The organism is Streptomyces sp. NPDC059080, from assembly GCF_042739975.1.
Taxonomy (GTDB): Bacteria; Actinomycetota; Actinomycetes; order Streptomycetales; family Streptomycetaceae; genus Streptomyces; species Streptomyces benahoarensis.
This window is the reverse complement of record NZ_JBHYGX010000050.1, coordinates 25116-42627: the sequence shown is the minus strand read 5'-3', so window position 1 is coordinate 42627 and position 17512 is coordinate 25116. Positions and strand designations below refer to the sequence as shown.

The window sequence follows — 17512 nt, the reverse complement described above, 5'->3', positions numbered from 1 at the left end:
CCCCTCGGGGGTGGCGGGCGCAGTCGCGTACGGGGTCGGCCGCCCGGCGTCAGCTCTTGGAGTCCTTGGCGTCGGATCCCTTGGCGTCCTTGCCGTCCTTCGAGCCCTTGTCGTTCTTCTTGGCCTCGTCCGTCGCCTTGCCGGTGGCGCTCTGCGAGGCGTCCGGGGCGGCGGGCTTGCCGGTCGCCGCCTCGACGGCTTCCTTCGCGGCCTTCTCGGCGTCCTTCAGCAGATCGCTGCTGTCGGGGGTGCCACCACCGGCGAGACCCGCGCCGTTGTAGTTCAGCGTCACCACGATGTTGTCGGCATGGACGACGACCGTCTGGTTGCGGTAGTCGTTGCCCTTGCTCTTCATGTGGTACGTGATCCAGGTCGCCGCGTCACCGGTGCCGTCGACCGCGCCGGACTGCACCTTCGTGGCGTTCTCGGTGGCCTTCGCCAGGTCGACCTGCTTCGCGTAGAACTCCTCGGCGCGCTTCTCGCCGGTGGTGTTCACCGCCGCCTCGGAGTCGTACCGCTTGAAGCTGACGTCCAGCCAGCGGAACTGGCTGCCGTCGACGCCCTCGGACTTCGAGCTGTACCAGGAGCAGGTGGCGCTGGCGTTCGGGTCCGACGTCTTGCCCTTCTCGCCGGAGTCGTTCTTCGGCTTGGGCAGCAGCTGCTTGAGCGTGCCGTTGGAGAACACCGTGCACGGATCGGGCAGCTTCGCGTACTTCGCCGCGGCCAGGCTCGGCGACGGTTTCGCGGCGGAGGTGGCGGGCGCCGCCGAGTCCGAGGCGCCGGCGGCGTCCTTCGAGCCGGAGTCGGAGCAACCGGCGACGAGCATCACCGGTACGGCCGCGCAGGCGAGAATGCTGGCGAGTCGCTTGGATGAACGGTGCATGGTTCCTTCGCTGTTCGTCGTCGTTCCGGCACATCAGGGCCGTTCCGGTGCGCCGGAACGTACGGCACCAGCGGTGTCCGGACCAGGGCGTACGGCGACAGACCCTACGCGGCGCGCGGACGGTCCGCCCCGGAGATCACCGACAGAAACGGACTGTTCGGCGACAACCCGACAGAAGGATCATTCACCGCGAAGAGTGCATTACTCGCTGAGAGAGTCGGCCAGCTCCTCGGCCAGCGCATGCGCCTTGTCCTGCAGTTCCTGGCTTTCCGGCACCCGCGTCTTGTCGGTCGACCACTGGTCGTAGGTGAACGTCACGACCACGTTCGACGTGCGAAACACCACAGTGATGTCGCGGTGCACCCCGGAGTCCGCCGTGGCCAGCGCGTCCTCCAGGAAACCCGCGTCGCCGAGGTCGTCCAGGGTGTGCGCGGTGGTGCCGGGGGACGGCGAACCGCTCGGGGCGTCGGCCTTGCCGCCCTTGCCCCCCTTGCCGCCGTCCTTGCCCTTCCCGCCGGACCCGCCGTCCGCCGTGAGCGCGTCCGCGGCGCTGCCCGCCGTGAGCGCGTCCGCGGCGCCGCCCGCCGCCCGCCGCGCCTCGGCGCCGTCGGTGCTGTCGGCGTTCCCGCCCTTGCCGGCCTTCTCGCCCTTGCCGTCCTTGCCGGGCTTGGCGGAGGGGCTCGGCTCGTCGCTCGGCGGCGCGGACTCCGCGCCCTCCTGCGGCACGCCCGCGGCCAGCGCCCGCTCGCCGTAGACCTCCCGCGCCCGGTCCTCGTCGCTGATCTTCGCGTCGTACGAGACGACCCGCTGGATGTCGAGCGTCAGATGCCGGGTCCCGGCGGTGGTCTCCCGCTTCCAGCGGCAGCCGACGCGGCGGTCCGTGTCGTACGTGACGTCGGCCTGACCGCCGTAGACCTGCGCCGCCTCGTCGCCGGACAGGCGCTTGCCGTCGCCGGGCAGCATGGAGCGCACGGTCGATCCGGAGGGCAGCCGGCACGCGTCCGGGAGCGTCGAGTAGCGGCCTGGCTCGGCGGACTGCGACAGCGCCGCCGGGTCACCGCCCTTCGCGTCACCGGCCGGGGCGGAGGAGCCGCCCGAGCAGCCGGTGAGGCCGACGGTCAGCGCCGCGGCGGCCGCCAATGCGGCAGTGGGGACGAACGACCTGCGCTGCATCGTCCGGGGCTCCTTCCTGCGAATGCCCGGGAAATCCGGTTGCCGCCGGGAGGCGGGCGATGGAGACAATGTCTACCGCACGTCTTGCCGCAGGCGCCGGTCGACCGTCCCGCATCGCATGGATGGTCCGCGTTTTGCGTTCTATGTCTTTTCGGGGGAATGAGGAAGGTATGTCGTACACCGAGCTGCCCGGTGCGCAGGTGCCGATCCGGATGTGGGCGGATCCGTCCACCGTCGAGGACGTCGCGATGCAGCAGCTCCGCAACGTTGCCACCCTGCCGTGGATCAAGGGCCTCGCCGTGATGCCCGACGTCCACTACGGCAAGGGCGCCACGGTCGGCTCGGTGATCGCCATGCACGGCGCGGTCTGCCCCGCCGCCGTCGGCGTCGACATCGGCTGCGGCATGTCCGCCGTCAGGACCTCCCTCACCGCCGCGGACCTGCCCGACGACCTCTCCCGCCTCCGCTCCCGGATCGAGCAGGCCATACCCGTCGGCCGCGGCATGCACGACGACCCGGTCGATCCCGGCGCCCTGCACGGGTACCCGACGGCCGGATGGGACGACTTCTGGTCCCGCTTCGACGGCGTCGCCGCGGCCGTCCACTTCCGCCAGGACCGCGCCACCAAGCAGATGGGCTCCCTCGGCTCCGGCAACCACTTCATCGAGTGCTGCCTCGACGAGGACGGCGCCGTCTGGCTGATGCTCCACTCCGGCTCCCGCAACATCGGCAAGGAGCTGGCCGACTTCCACATCGGCCAGGCCCGGAAGCTCCCCCACAACCAGGGCCTCGTCGACCGCGACCTCGCCGTTTTCATCGCCGACACCCCGCAGATGGCCGCGTACCGCAACGACCTCTTCTGGGCCCAGGAGTACGCCAAGCGCAACCGCGCCGTGATGATGGCCCTCTTCCAGGACGTCATCCGCAAGGAATTCCGCACGGCCCGCCCGGTCTTCGACCCGGTGATCAGCTGCCAGCAGGAAGATAGTCAAGGTCAGATGAGGACGGTCGAGTACCGCCCTGGTGTGATCAGCTGCCATCACAACTATGTCAGCGAGGAAACGTACGACGGGATGAACCTGCTCGTGACCCGCAAGGGCGCGATCAGTGCCCGTGGTGGGGAGTGGGGGATCATCCCCGGCTCGATGGGCACCGAGTCGTACATCGTGCGCGGTCTGGGCAACGAGAAGTCCTTCAACTCCGCCTCCCACGGCGCCGGCCGCCGCATGAGCCGCAACGCCGCGAAGAAGCGCTTCTCCACGAAGGACCTTGAGCAGCAGACCGCGGGCGTCGAGTGCCGCAAGGACTCCGGCGTCGTGGACGAGATCCCCGGCGCGTACAAGCCGATCGGTCAGGTGATGGAGCAGCAGCGGGACCTGGTCCAGGTGGTCGCGAAGCTCAAGCAGGTCGTCTGTGTGAAGGGCTGAGCCCAGCACTGCACCTGGCCCCAGGGAACCGGGACCTGCCGGCGAGCGTTGTTCTCTATGCACCCGGTAGGGGGGGAGAGCTGACCGCGAATGGGATACCGAGAGACGTACGCGGACAGATATCTCTTACGCATCGTCGCTGCCGCCGGAGCGCTCATCGTCGCGTCAGGTTGCGCACACCAAGGTTCCGGGGGGTCAGGCTCCGTACCGCCGACGTCATCCTCCGGCTCTTCCCCAACGGCTGGTGAGGCTGTGGGTGGCGTTGCGTCCGGCGGGGCGCTGGGAGGTACGTCGGGCGAGGATTCGTCGGCGGGCGGTGCGCAGGGGGGTACGTCGGGCGAGGATGCGTCAGTGGGCGGTGCGCAGGGGGGTGACCCCAGCGACGGTGACACCAGCCATGGCGGACCCAGTTACGGAGGGGACCCGGTGCCCCCGGTCGAGGTGCCGCCCAAGGGGCATGACAGACCGCCGGCGGGCGGCGGCGTGGATCCCAGCGGTGGCACCGACGGCGGCACCAACGAGGGCGGCGATGGCGGGCCGGGCGACGAGACCTGCCCGCCCCCCGGCGGCTCGCCGTCCCCGTCCGAGTCGTCCGAAGCAACGGGCTCGGCGTCCCCGGAGGAGACCCCTTCGCCGAGCGAGACCTGCCCGTCCCCGTCCCGCACATGAGCGCCAATCCGGCGCCCTCCGCGCTACCTGCAGTGTCTTCCGCACCAGCCGGTGAGGAACGTACGGCGGCCGGCCTCCTCGGCGTCGTCGTGGCCCAGGCGTCCTTCCTCGTGGCCATCATGTACTTCCTGGGTGCGGTCTATATGACGGCCTACTACAGCTACTTCCGCCTGGACGCGTTCAGCCTTGGCCTCGGCTTCGCGGAGATGGCTATCCAGAGCCTGAATCTCGTCACCGTCCCGACGGCGATCGTCTGCGTCCTCGTTGTCCTGATAGCCCGTCACCTGGCTACGGTCTCCGTCCCCACCACGCAATCGGACACCGGCGAGGATGGCCAGGAACGCCTCATACGCACACTGGAGAACGCCCTGCGAGCCGTCGCCCGGGCGCACCTCTACGTGGTCGGATCCGGCCTTGCCCTCTTGCTCCTCTGGCCCTGGATCGGTGCCTACAGATGGACGGCCCCACTTCTGGTGGGGGTTGGCGTACTCCTTGGCCAGAGCCCATGGGCCCAAAGCCAGGCCACTGACGGGGACGCCGTAGTCCCGTCCGCCGCCGCGTTCAGAATGTGGAGCCGGGCGGTACCGGTCTTCGCGGCCGGTCTGCTGGTGATGTGGGGACTCAGCCTGGCCACTGGTGCACTGGGCGAGCAGGAGGCCCGGCGGACCGCCGCCAACCTCGTACGCCACCCAGCCGTCGTCCTCCTGAGTACCGACCGCCTCAGCCTGGCGGGGCCCGGGCTGGAGGTGAAGGACCTGGGCGCCAAGGCCCACTACCGGTACCGCTACACCGGCCTCCGCCGCCTCATAGAACGCAACGGCCGCTACTACCTCCTCCCTCTCGGCTGGACCTACCGAACTGGCCCCACCTACGTCATCCAGGACGGCGGCGACCTCCGCGTAGAACTCTTTCCCGGCACCCAGGAGGAGTGCGGCGCCTGGTGCGTGGAGGGGTAGGCCCTGTCGTCAAACTTCCGCCGGCACGCGTGCTCACCGAGCTGCATCTCGGGGCCGAGTTCGTCTGCCGGGACCGGGCCGGTAGCCGAGCGGGCGTCGATGGGAACTCCATGTTGTCCGGCTCCGGCTCCGGCATCTGGCTGTGGCCGCCGTGGTCAGCGTTCGCCGTGAGGCCCTGATGATGTGCCACCACAACTACGTCGCCGAGGAGCGCTACGAGGGGATGGACCTGCTCGTGACCCGCAAGGGCGCCATCAGCGCTCGTGGTGGGGAGTGGGGCATCATCCCCGGTTCGATGGGCACCGAGTCCTACATAGTCCGTGGCCTGGGCAACGAGAAGTCCTTCAACTCCGCCTCACACGGTGCGGGGCGGAGGATGAGCCGCAACGCCGCGAAGAAGCGCTTCTCGACGAAGGATCTGGAGCAGCAGACCGCGGGCGTCGAGTGCCGCAAGGACTCCGGCGTCGTGGACGAGATCCCGGGCGCGTACAAGCCGATCGGCAAGGTCATCGAGCAGCAGCGGGACCTGGTGCAGGTCGTTGCCAAGCTGAAGCAGGTTGTCTGCGTGAAGGGGTGAGGGGCGTCGCACCTCACCCGGCTTCAGCCGGGCCCCCTCATGGGGCGGGCGTGCTTCGGGCGATATAGGGGGCGCTCTCCTACGCCTCTGTAGTAGAAAGTGATGAGAGCAGGTGGCGCCGCGTCAGCCCGTCGGGGATTCCGTACGGTTGACGCGGCGCCGCACTGCCCGCAACGAGGGAACGCATCACTACAGGGGAGAAGCCATGACAGACCGGATTCGGCGCGTACGGTTCGCCGCGAGCGCCATGGTGGGCTGCGTGTCGTTGCTGGCGCTGGCCACTTCGCCGGCCGCCGCTTCGGCGGAGGGGTGCACCGGAAACCCCGGTTCCACCGATGGGTCGGGTTCCGTCTGCCTCAACGTCAAGGGGACCAAGCTCAAGGTCGACAAGTTCACCCTCGACAAGCAGTCGAACAACCGCGCCTGGAAGGACAAGCCGGTCGTCACCGCCGGGAAATGGAAGTGGACGGGTGCGACCGTGAGCGCCCGGCGGGTGGAGGACAAGAAGGTCACCAAAACCATTAACAAGAGCTTCCCGAACAACACCCGGATGTGCGGTTACTGGAGCAAGTACCCGGGCACCAAGGCATGCATCACGATCCACAAATGATCCGGCGCTCCTGACCGGAATATGATCCGGTACCCTTGACTGGCGGTGGGTGGGCAGCATCCACCGAGGTGATTCCCGTCCACTCGCCGCCAGGTGCACGGAGCAGGGGAAATGAGGAGGGCGGATGCCGACAGCGCGAAAGAGCGAGACGCCGACGACGCAGCCCCGAGGGGGCAAGGGAAAAAGCGGCCGCCTTCTCCTTCCCCTCGGCCTTGCCCTCTTCGCGGCATGGATCGCCGTAGTGGTCGTCGGCATCGCGAAGGAGCCCGACCCGGGAGCGGCATCGCCCCAGCAGCTCACCGCCGGCGTGGCGGAAAACCTGCACAAGAGCGATGCGGAAAGCCTGGCCCGTTACGTCAATGGCGACGGAGCCGACGCCTACGCCACCTCGCTGGTCGACAAGGTGAAGGATTCCGGGAATGTCGGGGATGTCTCCGTTTCCCGGCTGGGGGAAAATCAGGTGCAGATGCGTGCGCCGCATCTCTGCATGACCTGGGATATTGCAAAGAGCGACGGGCGTCTTTTTCTGGATCCCGTTCCGCCGCTGACTTCGGTGGCGTGCCCCGCGCGTTGATCCATTGAATTGAATGGTGTGCCGGATGGCGCGCTGAATGCGGATTTCCGCCGCCCTTCTTTCCCTTCTTTCCCTTCGTCGCCTTCGTTGCCTTCTTTCCTCTCTCCTTCTCCGGGCCGCTCTCCGCCCCCGCCCGTCCTCGTCGGGCGGGGGTGCCGGGGCCGGGCACACAATGGAGGGGAGGCGTGCGGCAGGCGCGTCTCGTGGCAGGAGGCGACGTCGAGGCGGCCCGGCCGGGGGCGGGCGGCGGGGAGTGTGTCGATGCGGTACGTCACCGTGACCGCGCTGAGCCACACGGGGCTGGTCCGTGAGCATAACGAGGACAGCCTGGTGGCCGGCCCCTGGACGCTCTGCGGGACCGTCACCGAGAACCCGCAGACGCTGGTCTTCCCGCTGGGCCACCCGCTGGTCGTGGCGGTCGCCGACGGCATCGGCGGCCAGCCGGGCGGCGAGGTTGCCAGCGAGCTGACCGTACGCCAACTCTCCATGTCCAGCGCCTCGTTGACCTCCGAGGACGCGCTGCGCGACGCCCTCTCGGTCTGCAACCGCGCGGTCTACGACGCCGCCGACCGCAACCGTGCACTGGCCACCATGGGTACCACCGTCGCCGGTGTGGTCGCCCTGGCGGACTCCGTCCTCGCCTTCAACGTCGGCGACAGCCGGGTGCTCGACGCCGGGCCGGGCGGACCGCGGCGGCTCAGCGTCGACGACAACCCGCCGCTGTCCCAGGGGCGCCGCACCACCTCGCTCCTCACCCAGTCCCTGGGCGGCGGACTGCGCTACACCCCCGTCGTCCCGCACATCGCCGCCGTCCCGCACATCCCGGACGCGCGGTACCTGATCTGCACCGATGGCCTCACCGATCCCGTACCGGAGGACGAGATCGACGACGTGCTGCGCCGGTACGCGGACGACAACAGCAAGGCCGCGTTCACCCTGTGGAAGGCCGCCATCGAGGCGGGCGGGCCGGACAACATCACCCTGGCGCTGATCGGCATCGGCGGGCTGGACTGAGCGGCCCCGGACGGCCGTAAGGGCCGCCCGAAGACGGCCCTTACGGGGTGGGACGGGGGAGAGGTCAGGCCGCGTAGGTACCGGCGTGGTACAGGGCGTTCCAGGTCTCGGGGGTCACGGCGCCGTCCGGCACCAGACCGTAGTTCCGCTGGAAGTTGACGACGGCCACGAGCGTGGGGGCGTCGAAGTGCCCGCTGAGGCGGTTCCAGCCCAGGTACTTGCGGTTGGCGAGCAGGCACTGGATCTGCGACACACGGTCACCCTGGTCACCGAAGGCGGCGGTCTGCCGGCCTTCGTAGAACGCGCAGGCGGCCGGGGTGTCCACGAGGTTGTCGCCCATGGCGGCGAAGGCCGGGCCGACGGAGAGGCCGGTGGTCAGCGCGCCCGCGGCGACGGCCAGTACGGCGACGCGCTTGAGGGCCCGACCGGAACGGCGGCGGATACGGGGAAGGGGGATACGGAAGGTACTCACGCCTCTCCCCGTTCCCCGCGACGCGGATTCCATGTGGCCTGGTGGGCCCCGATGTTGATCTTCATGGTGATCTTTCTGTGGGTGGGATGTGCGGACGTGGTGAGCGGCCGCCGCGGCGGCTCCGAACGCCCTCCCGGTGGCCGCGCGACGGTGCGCCGAGCGGCCTGGCCGGTGACCTCAGGAGGTGCGGTGGACCTTGGAGTTGGACGCCTGGGCGCGGGGGCGGACCACCAGCAGATCGATGTTGACATGGGGTGGGCGGGTGACGGCCCAGGTGATCGTGGCGGCGACATCGTCGGCGTCGAGCGGCTCGGCCACGCCCTCGTACACCTTCGCCGCCTTCGCGGTGTCACCCCGGAACCGGGTCGTCGCGAAACCCTCCGTCTTCACCATGCCGGGGGCGATCTCGATGACGCGGACGGGCTGACCGCACAGCTCCAGCCGGAGCGTCTCGGCGAGGACGTGTTCGCCGTGCTTGGCGGCGACATATCCGCCGCCGCCCTCGTAGGTGCCGTGCCCGGCGGTGGACGACACGACCACGATGGTGCCGTCGCCGGACGCGGTGAGCGCGGGCAGCAGCGCCTGGGTGGTGTGGAGCGTGCCGAGGACGTTGACCTCGTACATGGCGCGCCAGTCGGCCGGGTCACCGGTGGCCACCGGATCGGCGCCGAGGGCGCCCCCGGCGTTGTTGACGAGGACGTCGCAGCGGTCGAGGGAGGCGGCGAACGCGTCGACGGCCGCCCGGTCGGTGACGTCGAGGACGTACGCCTCGGCGTTCGGGAGGGCGGCGGCCAGCTCCTCGATACGGTCCCGGCGGCGCGCGGTGAGCACGACGCGGTACCCGGCGTCGGCCAGCTGCCGCGCGGTCGCGGCGCCGATACCGCTGCTGGCTCCGGTGACAACGGCGATACGGGCGCCTGCGGCGCGCTCCTCGGCAGTCATGCGCTCTCCTCGGGACGGGGTGGAGGCACCCGCTGCGACGACGGGCGCACGGTGCGCTGCTCAGGATATGCGGGGCGATCTTGGGGTGGGGGCCGAGCGATGGGGGGGTGACGTCCGTCCGGTGGTGGGTCACGGCCCTTGCCGGGGTGGGCGGTTGGGGTGTGGGAGGAGAGGGGCGGGGGCGGGGTGCGGGCGGGGCCCGGGTGCGGGTGGGAGCTTGGTGCGGGGCCCGGCGGGGGCGCGGGGCCCGTACGGGCTTGGGCTTCAGCTAGGGGCTCGGGCCCGGATGCGGGCTTGGGGCTGGGGTTCGCGGCTCGGTTGCGAGGGGCGTTCCGGACCGGGTCAGCGGCCCCGGGGGGCGTACATGATCACGGCCATGCCCGCCAGGCAGATGAGAGCGCCGGTGACGTCCCAGCGGTCGGGGCGGTAGCCGTCGGCAACCATGCCCCAGGCGAGGGAGCCCGCGACGAAGACCCCGCCGTACGCTGCCAGGATGCGGCCGAATTCGGCATCCGGCTGAAGCGTGGCGGCGAAGCCGTAGACGCCCAGCGCGAGAACGCCCGCGCCGATCCACAGCCAGCCCTTGTGCTCCCGCACGCCTTGCCAGACGAGCCACGCACCACCGATCTCGAAGAGCGCGGCAAGGACGAACAGAAGCACGGAACGGGCGATCATCATGCGCTCCAGGGTAGGAGCCCCGCCCTCCCGTTCTGGTCGGGCCGGCTGGTGCCCGAACCGGGCCGAGCGGGGGCCGGAACCCGCACGGGGGCGAGCCGGCGCCCGGGCCCCGGCGTCGGCGGGCCGCCCCCTCGGCGGGCCGCCGCCCGGCCGAGGGGGTAGGGCCCGATGCCCGGTCAGCTCACCCCGCCGCGCCCGGTTGTTCAGGCAACAGCCCGGCCGGAGGCCCGTTCGGCGGCGGGGCGCTCGCCGGCTCCCGTCCACTGGTGGAGTGCGTCCCGAAGTGCCATGGCGCGGGCGGCCGGTTCGGCCGTGTCGTCGGCCCAGGCTATGTAGCCGTCGGGGCGGACGAGCAGGGCCGTGCGGCGGTCGCTGCGCCAGGAGGCGGTGGTCAGGCGGTCCTCGGGAACGTCGACCGGCTCGTCGGGCGGGGTGATGAGGACGAAGGTGCCCCGGCGCAGCAGCTCGTAGAGGCGGTTGCCGTCGGCGAGGTGGAGGTCGGGGGCGCGGCGGCCGGTCAACGGGTGGGCCTTGCGGGGCGCCGGGTAGGCGAGGGCGAGGCCGGAGAGCCGGCGGATGGCGCCCCGGCTGATCGGCGGGACGTGGCTGACGAGTTGGGTGGCGGCCGCCCGGGCGGCGCGCTGCGGCAGGGTGTGCAGTTGGGCGAGGCGGAGCAGGGCGCCGCTGTTGCGCAGTACCGCCGTGCCGACCGGGTGGCGCTCGGTCTGATAGCTGTCCAGCAGGGATTCGGGAGCGTGGCCGTGGAGCACGGCGGCGAGTTTCCAGCTGAGGTTGGCGGCGTCCTGGAGGCCGGTGTTCATGCCCTGGCCGCCCGCGGGGGAGTGGACGTGTGCGGCGTCCCCGGCGAGGAACGCCCGGCCGACGCGGTAGGAGGAGACCTGGCGTTCGTCGCTGTGGATGCGGGAGATCCAGCGGGCGTCGTGCATGCCGTGGTCGGTGCCGAGGGCGAGCCGGGTGAGGGTGCGGACCTCGTCCAGAGCGGCGGGGGTGTTCTCGTCGGGCTGGTGGTGAGGGCTCCAGCCCGTGATGCGGTACCAGCCGTCGCCGAACGAGCCGATGAGGATGACGGCGTCGCGGGTGGCCTTGAGGACGAACGGCTGCTTCGGGGGCTCCGCCAGCCGGACATCGGCGAGGAGCAGGGAGTTGAGCACGGGCCGGCCGGGGAACGGCAGCCCGAGCGCGGTGCGGACCGTGCTGTGGACGCCGTCCGTGCCGACGACGTAGGCGGCGCGGAGGGTGCGGATCCCTTCGGCCTCACGGCGGACGCGGACCGTCACACCGGATGCGCTCTGCTGGATGTCCTCCACCGCGGAGTCGTACCGGAAGGTGACCCCGGCGGCCCGGGCGCGCCGGATCAGCAGCCGCTCCACCTCGTACTGCGGGACGGCGAGGACGAAGGGGAACCGCGTCCGCAACCGGCTCGCATCGACGGCGGCGCCGCCGAAGAGACGCAACTGCCGCAACGGGTGCCCGATGGCGACGAGTTCGTCCGCGATCCCGCGGGCGTCGAACTGCTCCAGGGTGCGGGCATGGACCACCAGGGCGCGGGTGAGGTTGCTGACGGTGTCCGGGCGGCGCTCCAGGAGCGTCACCCGCACGCCCGCCTCGGCGAGGTCTCCCGCCAGCAACAGCCCCGTCGGCCCCGCCCCGGCGACCAGCACATCGGCCAGGGCATCGGCGGACTGGGAGTCCGGCCCCGCGGTGCTCCCCGGCTCCACCGCGCCCTCCGGCCCCCTCTCCCTCTCGGCCGCGCCTTCCGCGCTCCTCGGGCATTCCGCATCCATCGGGCCTTCCACGGCCCGCAGGTCTTCCGTACCCGCCGGGCCGTCCGTGCGCTCCCGCCCCGCTGCCGTACCTGAGGTGTGGTGCATGACGTTCATGGCGGCCTCCCCATGCCACACGTACTGCCAACCTGACTCGGCCGGGGCGCTGCGCACCCTGCTCGGCGCCCCCGCACCGACCCCTCACGCGAACCGCCCCGGCCACTCTCGGACGGGTGCCAACGCATGTTGGTCAACGCTTGTTGGCAAGCGTACGTCCGCCGCGCCCGCGAAGTCAACGGTTGTGGGCGAACGCGGCCGGACGCCCGCTCGGATCCCGCTCCGGCGCAGGTCAGGACCGGTATGCCTGCGGCTCGTCCCTGGTCCGGCGCTCCCGTGGTCCACGCCCGTGGGCATACAGTTGTGGGCATGGCCGACCGAGCAGCTTCCGTACCGCCCCCGAACGCCGCGGCGGCGGACGTCCGCGCCGCCACCGTGGCCTCCGGCGCCCGCCCCCGCCGCTCCGACGTCACCAGGGCCGCGATCCTGGCCGCCGCCCGCGAGCGCTTCGCCGCTGACGGGTACGAGCGGGCCACGATCCGCGCCATCGCGCGCGACGCGGGCATCGACCCGTCGATGGTGATGCGCTACTACGGCAACAAGGAGGGCCTGTTCGCCGCCGCGTCCGCGATCGATCTGCGTGCGGAGCAGCTGGAGGCCGTCTCGCGCGAGGAGATGGGCGCCCGCCTCGTGCGCCACTTCCTGGAGCGCTGGGAGCGCGACGAGACGCTGACCGGCATGCTGCGCGTCGGCGTGACGAACGAGGCGGGCGCGGAGCGGATGCGCGAGGTGTTCCGGGACCAGATAGGGCCGTTGATCGCACGTGTCTGCCCGGCGCCCGAGGAAGCGCCGAAGCGCGCCGCGCTGATCGCCTCGCAGATCCTGGGCATGGCGCTGTGCCGCTACGTCCTGCACCTGCCGCCCGCCGTCGACCTCGAACGGGACGAGGTCGTGGCGTGGCTGGCGCCCACGGTGCAGCGCTATCTCGCCGACGCGCCACCCCTGAGCGGCGGCGTACCGGGCGTCTGAGCGGCGCACACCCCTGAGCGGCGGCGTGCCGGACGGCCGCGGCGGGCGGGCGTCACCGCGGCCGTCCGGCGGGGTCACCGGGATCAGGCCCTGGGCAGGCGCTCCGCCAGGCCCTCGGGCACCACGCCTACGGCCGCATCGGGGTCACGGCCACACCAGGCAGTACGCCTGATGCCCCGCCTCATGGAGCCGGTGGCTGAAGTCCTGCCACTCGTGCAGCAGCTGGTAGACGGTGTAGGCGTCGCGCGGGCCGCCGCGGTCGGGGACGGTGGACCATATGAACGCGGCGGCGCCGACGGACTCCTCGCCGATGCCGCGCAGCGGGTCGACGACCGTCATCGGGAGCTTGACCACCGCGTAGTCGGGGTGCAGTACGACGAGTTCGAGCGGTGGGACCTTGTGGAGCGGGACGCCCTCGATGCCGGTGAGGACCATGGCGGCCATGGTCTCCGGCTTGATCTTGGTGAACATGCCGCCCATGCCCAGCTCGTCGCCGCCGAGTTCCTCGGGGCGCATCGAGATCGGGACGCGGGCAGCGGTGGCGCCGTTGGGCGCGCCGAAGTACTTGTACGTCACCCCCATGCGGCCGCCTCTGCTGTCCCCACCCTTGATCCCGTCGCGCCGGTGGCGGCCGCGCTGGGCGCGCTCAGGGCCCCGGTCATCGGTCCCCTCGCCCAGTTCGCCACCGCGATGCATATCTCCCACCCGACCACTCGCGGCCTCAGCCGCGCAACCCGATCATCGTCTCAGAATCTCCCCCGTCATGGGCGCGCGAAACCGACCCGCCGCACGCTCCCGCGCGCCTCTGAGACCATGGATGGCGTGACCCATTCGTACGATGCCCCAGTTTCGCAGACACGCGGGGGCTGACGCCCGGCCGAGAGCGGGAGGAATTCAGCGGGACCGAGAAGGAACGGCGTGGGCCTGATCGGTCGCCCGCCTGGGTTTCCCGCACCGTTGTCAGCCGGGCCGTGTCCGTGTGGCGCCGCCCTTTTCCCCTCGTATATGCAGGTCAGGATCGCTGTGACTTTTCCTTATGAAGCCCCTGTTTCGCAGTCGCTGTTCGACCGCGCGTCCCAGGTGACGCCCGGTGGCGTGAATTCGCCGGTGCGGGCCTTCCGGGCCGTGGGCGGTACGCCCCGGTTCATGGTGTCCGGTACCGGTCCGTACCTGACGGATGCCGACGGTCGGGAGTATGTCGACCTCGTGTGCTCGTGGGGACCGATGATCCTCGGACATTCCCATCCCGAGGTGATCGCGGCGGTCCAGGAGGCGGTCGCGCACGGCACGTCGTTCGGGACGCCCGGTGCGGGTGAGGTGGAGCTGGCGGAGGAGATCGTCGCGCGGATCGCGCCGGTCGAGCAGGTGCGGCTGGTGTCGTCCGGCACCGAGGCGACGATGTCCGCGATCCGGCTGGCGCGCGGCTACACCGGCCGGGCCAAGGTAGTGAAGTTCGCCGGCTGCTACCACGGTCATGTGGACGCGCTGCTGGCCGCGGCGGGTTCGGGCGTGGCGACCTTCGGTCTGCCGGACACCCCGGGCGTGACGGGTGCGCAGGCGGGCGACACGCTCGTGCTGCCGTACAACGACATCGAGGCGGTCCGGGCGGCGTTCGCGGCGCATCCGGGCGAGATCGCGTGCGTGATCACCGAGGCGTCGCCGGGCAACATGGGCGTCGTCCCGCCGCTGCCCGGCTTCAACCAGGGTCTGAAGGACCTCTGTGCGGCCAACGGCGCGCTGTACATCTCCGACGAGGTGATGACGGGCTTCCGCGTCTCGAAGGCCGGTTGGTACGGCATTGACGGTGTCGCCCCGGACCTGATGACGTTCGGCAAGGTGATGGGCGGCGGCTTCCCGGCCGCGGCGTTCGGCGGCCGCGCCGACGTGATGGCGCACCTGGCGCCGGCCGGTCCCGTCTATCAGGCAGGGACCCTGTCCGGGAACCCGATCGCGACCGCGGCGGGCGTCGCGCAGCTGCGGCTGCTGGACGACGCGGCGTACGCGAAGGTCGACGCGGTCTCCGCCGAGGTGCGGGCGCTGGTCACCGGGGCGCTGGCCAAGGAGGGCGTGGCGCACCGTGTCCAGGTGGCGGGCAACATGTTCTCGGTGTTCTTCACGGACGCCGACGTGACGGACTACGACGCGGCGAAGGCGCAGGAGTCGTTCCGTTTCACCGCGTTCTTCCACTCGATGCTCTCCCAGGGCGTCTACCTCCCGCCGTCCGCGTTCGAGTCGTGGTTCGTGTCCGCCGCGCACGACGCCGCCGCGGTGGAGCGGATCGCCGCCGCGCTGCCCGCCGCGGCCCGTGCCGCCGCCGGGGCGACCGCCTGAGCCGGAGCGCGGCCCGCCGGGGCGCACGGCCGGCGCGTACCGGTCGGCCGCACGCCCCGGTGGGCCGACGTATCCACGGACCGACGACTGAATGAATGGGTGACATGAGCAGCGAAGAGTTCACCGTTGTGCACCTGATGCGGCACGGCGAGGTGCACAACCCGGAGGGGGTGCTCTACGGGCGACGCCCCGGGTACCACCTTTCGGATCTGGGCCGGAAGATGGCCGACCGGGTCGCCGAGCACCTCGCGGACCGCGACATCACGCATGTCGTCGCCTCGCCGCTGGAGCGTGCGCAGGAGACGGCGGCGCCGATCTCGGCGGCGCTCGGGCTGGAAACGGCGACCGACGAGCGGCTGATCGAGGCGGCGAACGTCTTCGAGGGGAAGACGTTCGGGGTCGGCGACGGCGCGCTGAAGAAGCCGGGCAACTGGAAATACCTGACGAACCCGTTCCGCCCGTCCTGGGGCGAGCCGTACATCGAGCAGGTCGTCCGGATGACGGCGGCGCTCGGTGCGGCGCGGGACGCGGCGCGCGGGCACGAGGCGGTGGCGGTCAGCCATCAGCTGCCGATCTGGATCGTGCGGAGCTTCGCGGAGCGGCGGCGGCTGTGGCACGACCCGCGCAAGCGGCAGTGCACGCTGGCGTCCCTGACGTCCTTCACGTTCCACGGCGACAAGATTGTTTCCGTGGGTTACAGCGAACCCGCACGGGACCTCGTCCCGTCTCATCTGTTGGCGGGCGCGAAGCCGGTCAAGGGGAAGGCGAAGGCGTTCGGCGCGTGACGTGGGCGTGTGTCCTCGGGGCGGCCCCGTCGTGGGCCGCCCCGTTGTCGTTCCGGGGCCCTTGCGTGGACTGACGGCTTGTCAAGGATGACTCGCTGAATACCTGAAAAGTCATAAGATATAGCTGAATAGCGCGGAACCTCTGCGTTCGCCAAGCCATCTAACTGATTGTCCATTTATATGGATATTGGAATCAGCGAGCACGGATGGGGACGACGCTATGCGCGCAATCAGTCGGCGGAACCTGCTGGGAATGGGTATCGGGGCGGCCGCGGCGCTGGGTGTCGCCGGCTGCTCGACCGGTACGGACACCGCATCGGGCAGACAACGGGCGAAGAACGCGATCCAGGCGCGGCCGAAGCTCATCGGCGACGGCTCGACCGCCGACTACGGACGCCAGCCCCACCAGCCCAAGGCGCCCGAGCGGCTGGAACCGGGCCAGACACCGCCACAGTTCGTGATCTTCTCCTGGGACGGCGCGGGCGAGATCGGCAACGGCCTCTTCCCGCGCTTTCTGCAACTCGCCCGGGACCACGGCGCGGCCATGACCTTCTTCCTCTCCGGTCTCTACCTCCTGCCGGAGAGCAAGAAGTACCTCTACCTCCCGCCCAACAACGCGCCCGGTGCCTCCGACATCGGCTACCTCACCGACGAGCACATCAAGGTGACCCTGAAGAGTGTCCGGCAGGCGTGGCTCGACGGCCACGAGATCGGCACCCACTTCAACGGCCACTTCTGCGCCGGTTCCGGCACGGTCAAGAACTGGACGCCCGACCAGTGGAGCTCCGAGATCGACCAGGCCGTGGACTTCGTGACCAAGTGGCGGACGAACACCGGCTTCGCGGACGTGGAGCCGCTGCCCTTCGACTACCGCAAGGAGCTGATCGGCGGCCGTACCCCCTGCCTCCTGGGCCAGGAGAACCTGCTGCCCACCGCCGAGAAGCTCGGCTGGCGCTACGACGCCAGCTCGCCCGGCGGCCTTCAGATGTGGCCCCGTAAGAAGGGGAACATCTGGGACTACCCGCTCCAGCAGATCCCGTTCCCCGGCCACACCTTCGAGGTGCTGTCGATGGACTACAACATCCTCGCCAACCAGTCCAAGAACTCCACCCGCGCCCCGTCCGCGAACTACCCGGCCTGGCGCCGCCAGGCCACCGACTCGTACATCTCCGGCTTCCAGCGGGCGTACGAGACCAACCGCGCGCCGTTCTTCATCGGCAACCACTTCGAGGAGTGGAACGGCGGCCTCTACATGGACGCCGTCGAAGAGGCGTTCAAGCACATCGCCAACGAGCAGAACCGGGACGTGCGGATGGTCTCCTTCCGGCAGTTCACCGACTGGCTCGACGCACAGGACCCCGCGGTCCTCGCCAAGCTCCAGTCCCTGGAGGTCGGCCAGCGGCCCACCGGCGGGTGGAAGACGTACCTCGGCGCGGCCTGACGCGGGGTGTGCGCGGCCCGTCCGGCGGGGCGCGCACCGCCGTGACATGCCCATTAGTGGCGGGATCCGGTCGGGGAGGGGGGCGCCAAAAATACCGAATACGCCCAAGC

The 17512-nt window shown here is 70.7% G+C and carries 16 protein-coding genes and 1 pseudogene; 10 read left to right on the top strand and 7 right to left on the bottom strand.

Features of this window, described 5'->3' with window-relative positions:
- Positions 1–49: 49 nt before the first annotated feature.
- Positions 50–883 (bottom strand): DUF3558 family protein, encoded by an 834-nt coding sequence (locus ACFWWQ_RS26755; protein WP_384601105.1) that lies wholly within the window; start codon positions 881–883, stop codon positions 50–52.
- A 201-nt stretch (positions 884–1084) separates the two neighbouring features.
- Positions 1085–2056 carry a hypothetical protein gene (locus ACFWWQ_RS26750; protein WP_384601102.1) on the bottom strand — a complete coding sequence of 324 codons (972 nt, stop codon included), beginning with the start codon at positions 2054–2056 and terminating at the stop codon, positions 1085–1087.
- A 170-nt stretch (positions 2057–2226) separates the two neighbouring features.
- Here ACFWWQ_RS26750 and ACFWWQ_RS26745 point away from each other — a divergent pair, with 170 nt between their 5' ends.
- The 6 genes and pseudogenes from ACFWWQ_RS26745 to ACFWWQ_RS26720 all read left to right on the top strand — a co-directional run bounded on the left by ACFWWQ_RS26745 (position 2227) and on the right by ACFWWQ_RS26720 (position 7883).
- Positions 2227–3483 (top strand): RtcB family protein, encoded by a 1257-nt coding sequence (locus tag ACFWWQ_RS26745; protein ID WP_384601099.1) that lies wholly within the window; start codon positions 2227–2229, stop codon positions 3481–3483.
- 701 nt (positions 3484–4184) lie between these two features.
- Positions 4185–5108: a hypothetical protein gene (locus ACFWWQ_RS26740; RefSeq protein WP_384601096.1), complete on the top strand. Its 924-nt coding sequence runs from the start codon at positions 4185–4187 to the stop codon at positions 5106–5108.
- A 121-nt stretch (positions 5109–5229) separates the two neighbouring features.
- A pseudogene (locus tag ACFWWQ_RS26735) lies at positions 5230–5685 on the top strand (RtcB family protein); the annotation flags it as partial.
- A 205-nt stretch (positions 5686–5890) separates the two neighbouring features.
- Positions 5891–6295 (top strand): hypothetical protein, encoded by a 405-nt coding sequence (locus ACFWWQ_RS26730; RefSeq protein WP_384601093.1) that lies wholly within the window; start codon positions 5891–5893, stop codon positions 6293–6295.
- A 124-nt stretch (positions 6296–6419) separates the two neighbouring features.
- Entirely contained in the window at positions 6420–6869 is a 450-nt protein-coding gene (locus ACFWWQ_RS26725; protein ID WP_384601091.1) for a hypothetical protein, read from the top strand.
- Positions 6870–7130: 261 nt separating this feature from the next.
- Positions 7131–7883, top strand: a complete 753-nt coding sequence (locus tag ACFWWQ_RS26720; RefSeq protein WP_384601089.1) for a PP2C family protein-serine/threonine phosphatase — start codon at positions 7131–7133, stop codon at positions 7881–7883.
- A gap of 64 nt (positions 7884–7947) precedes the next feature.
- Here ACFWWQ_RS26720 and ACFWWQ_RS26715 read toward each other — a convergent pair whose 3' ends face one another.
- From ACFWWQ_RS26715 to ACFWWQ_RS26700, 4 genes are all read right to left on the bottom strand, one after another.
- Entirely contained in the window at positions 7948–8355 is a 408-nt protein-coding gene (locus tag ACFWWQ_RS26715) for a peptidoglycan-binding protein (RefSeq protein ID WP_384601086.1), read from the bottom strand.
- A 177-nt stretch (positions 8356–8532) separates the two neighbouring features.
- Positions 8533–9297, bottom strand: coding sequence for an SDR family oxidoreductase (locus ACFWWQ_RS26710; RefSeq protein WP_384601083.1), 765 nt, complete (start codon positions 9295–9297; stop codon positions 8533–8535).
- A 342-nt stretch (positions 9298–9639) separates the two neighbouring features.
- Positions 9640–9975, bottom strand: coding sequence for a YnfA family protein (locus ACFWWQ_RS26705; RefSeq protein ID WP_384601080.1), 336 nt, complete (start codon positions 9973–9975; stop codon positions 9640–9642).
- Between the two features lie 203 nt (positions 9976–10178).
- Positions 10179–11876 (bottom strand): FAD-dependent monooxygenase, encoded by a 1698-nt coding sequence (locus tag ACFWWQ_RS26700; protein ID WP_384601077.1) that lies wholly within the window; start codon positions 11874–11876, stop codon positions 10179–10181.
- Between the two features lie 309 nt (positions 11877–12185).
- On the opposite strand from ACFWWQ_RS26700, the gene ACFWWQ_RS26695 reads away from it, so the two are divergent.
- On the top strand, positions 12186–12845 hold the full coding sequence (locus ACFWWQ_RS26695; RefSeq protein WP_384601074.1) for a TetR family transcriptional regulator: 660 nt from the start codon (positions 12186–12188) through the stop codon (positions 12843–12845).
- Positions 12846–12989: 144 nt separating this feature from the next.
- Here ACFWWQ_RS26695 and ACFWWQ_RS26690 read toward each other — a convergent pair whose 3' ends face one another.
- Entirely contained in the window at positions 12990–13541 is a 552-nt protein-coding gene (locus ACFWWQ_RS26690) for a hypothetical protein (RefSeq protein ID WP_143941090.1), read from the bottom strand.
- A gap of 327 nt (positions 13542–13868) precedes the next feature.
- On the opposite strand from ACFWWQ_RS26690, the gene hemL reads away from it, so the two are divergent.
- The 3 genes from hemL to ACFWWQ_RS26675 all read left to right on the top strand — a co-directional run bounded on the left by hemL (position 13869) and on the right by ACFWWQ_RS26675 (position 17402).
- Positions 13869–15176 carry a glutamate-1-semialdehyde 2,1-aminomutase gene (hemL, locus tag ACFWWQ_RS26685; protein ID WP_384601071.1) on the top strand — a complete coding sequence of 436 codons (1308 nt, stop codon included), beginning with the start codon at positions 13869–13871 and terminating at the stop codon, positions 15174–15176.
- A gap of 104 nt (positions 15177–15280) precedes the next feature.
- Positions 15281–15961, top strand: coding sequence for a histidine phosphatase family protein (locus ACFWWQ_RS26680; protein ID WP_384601069.1), 681 nt, complete (start codon positions 15281–15283; stop codon positions 15959–15961).
- Positions 15962–16181: 220 nt separating this feature from the next.
- Positions 16182–17402: a hypothetical protein gene (locus tag ACFWWQ_RS26675; protein WP_384601067.1), complete on the top strand. Its 1221-nt coding sequence runs from the start codon at positions 16182–16184 to the stop codon at positions 17400–17402.
- Positions 17403–17512 lie beyond the last annotated feature (110 nt).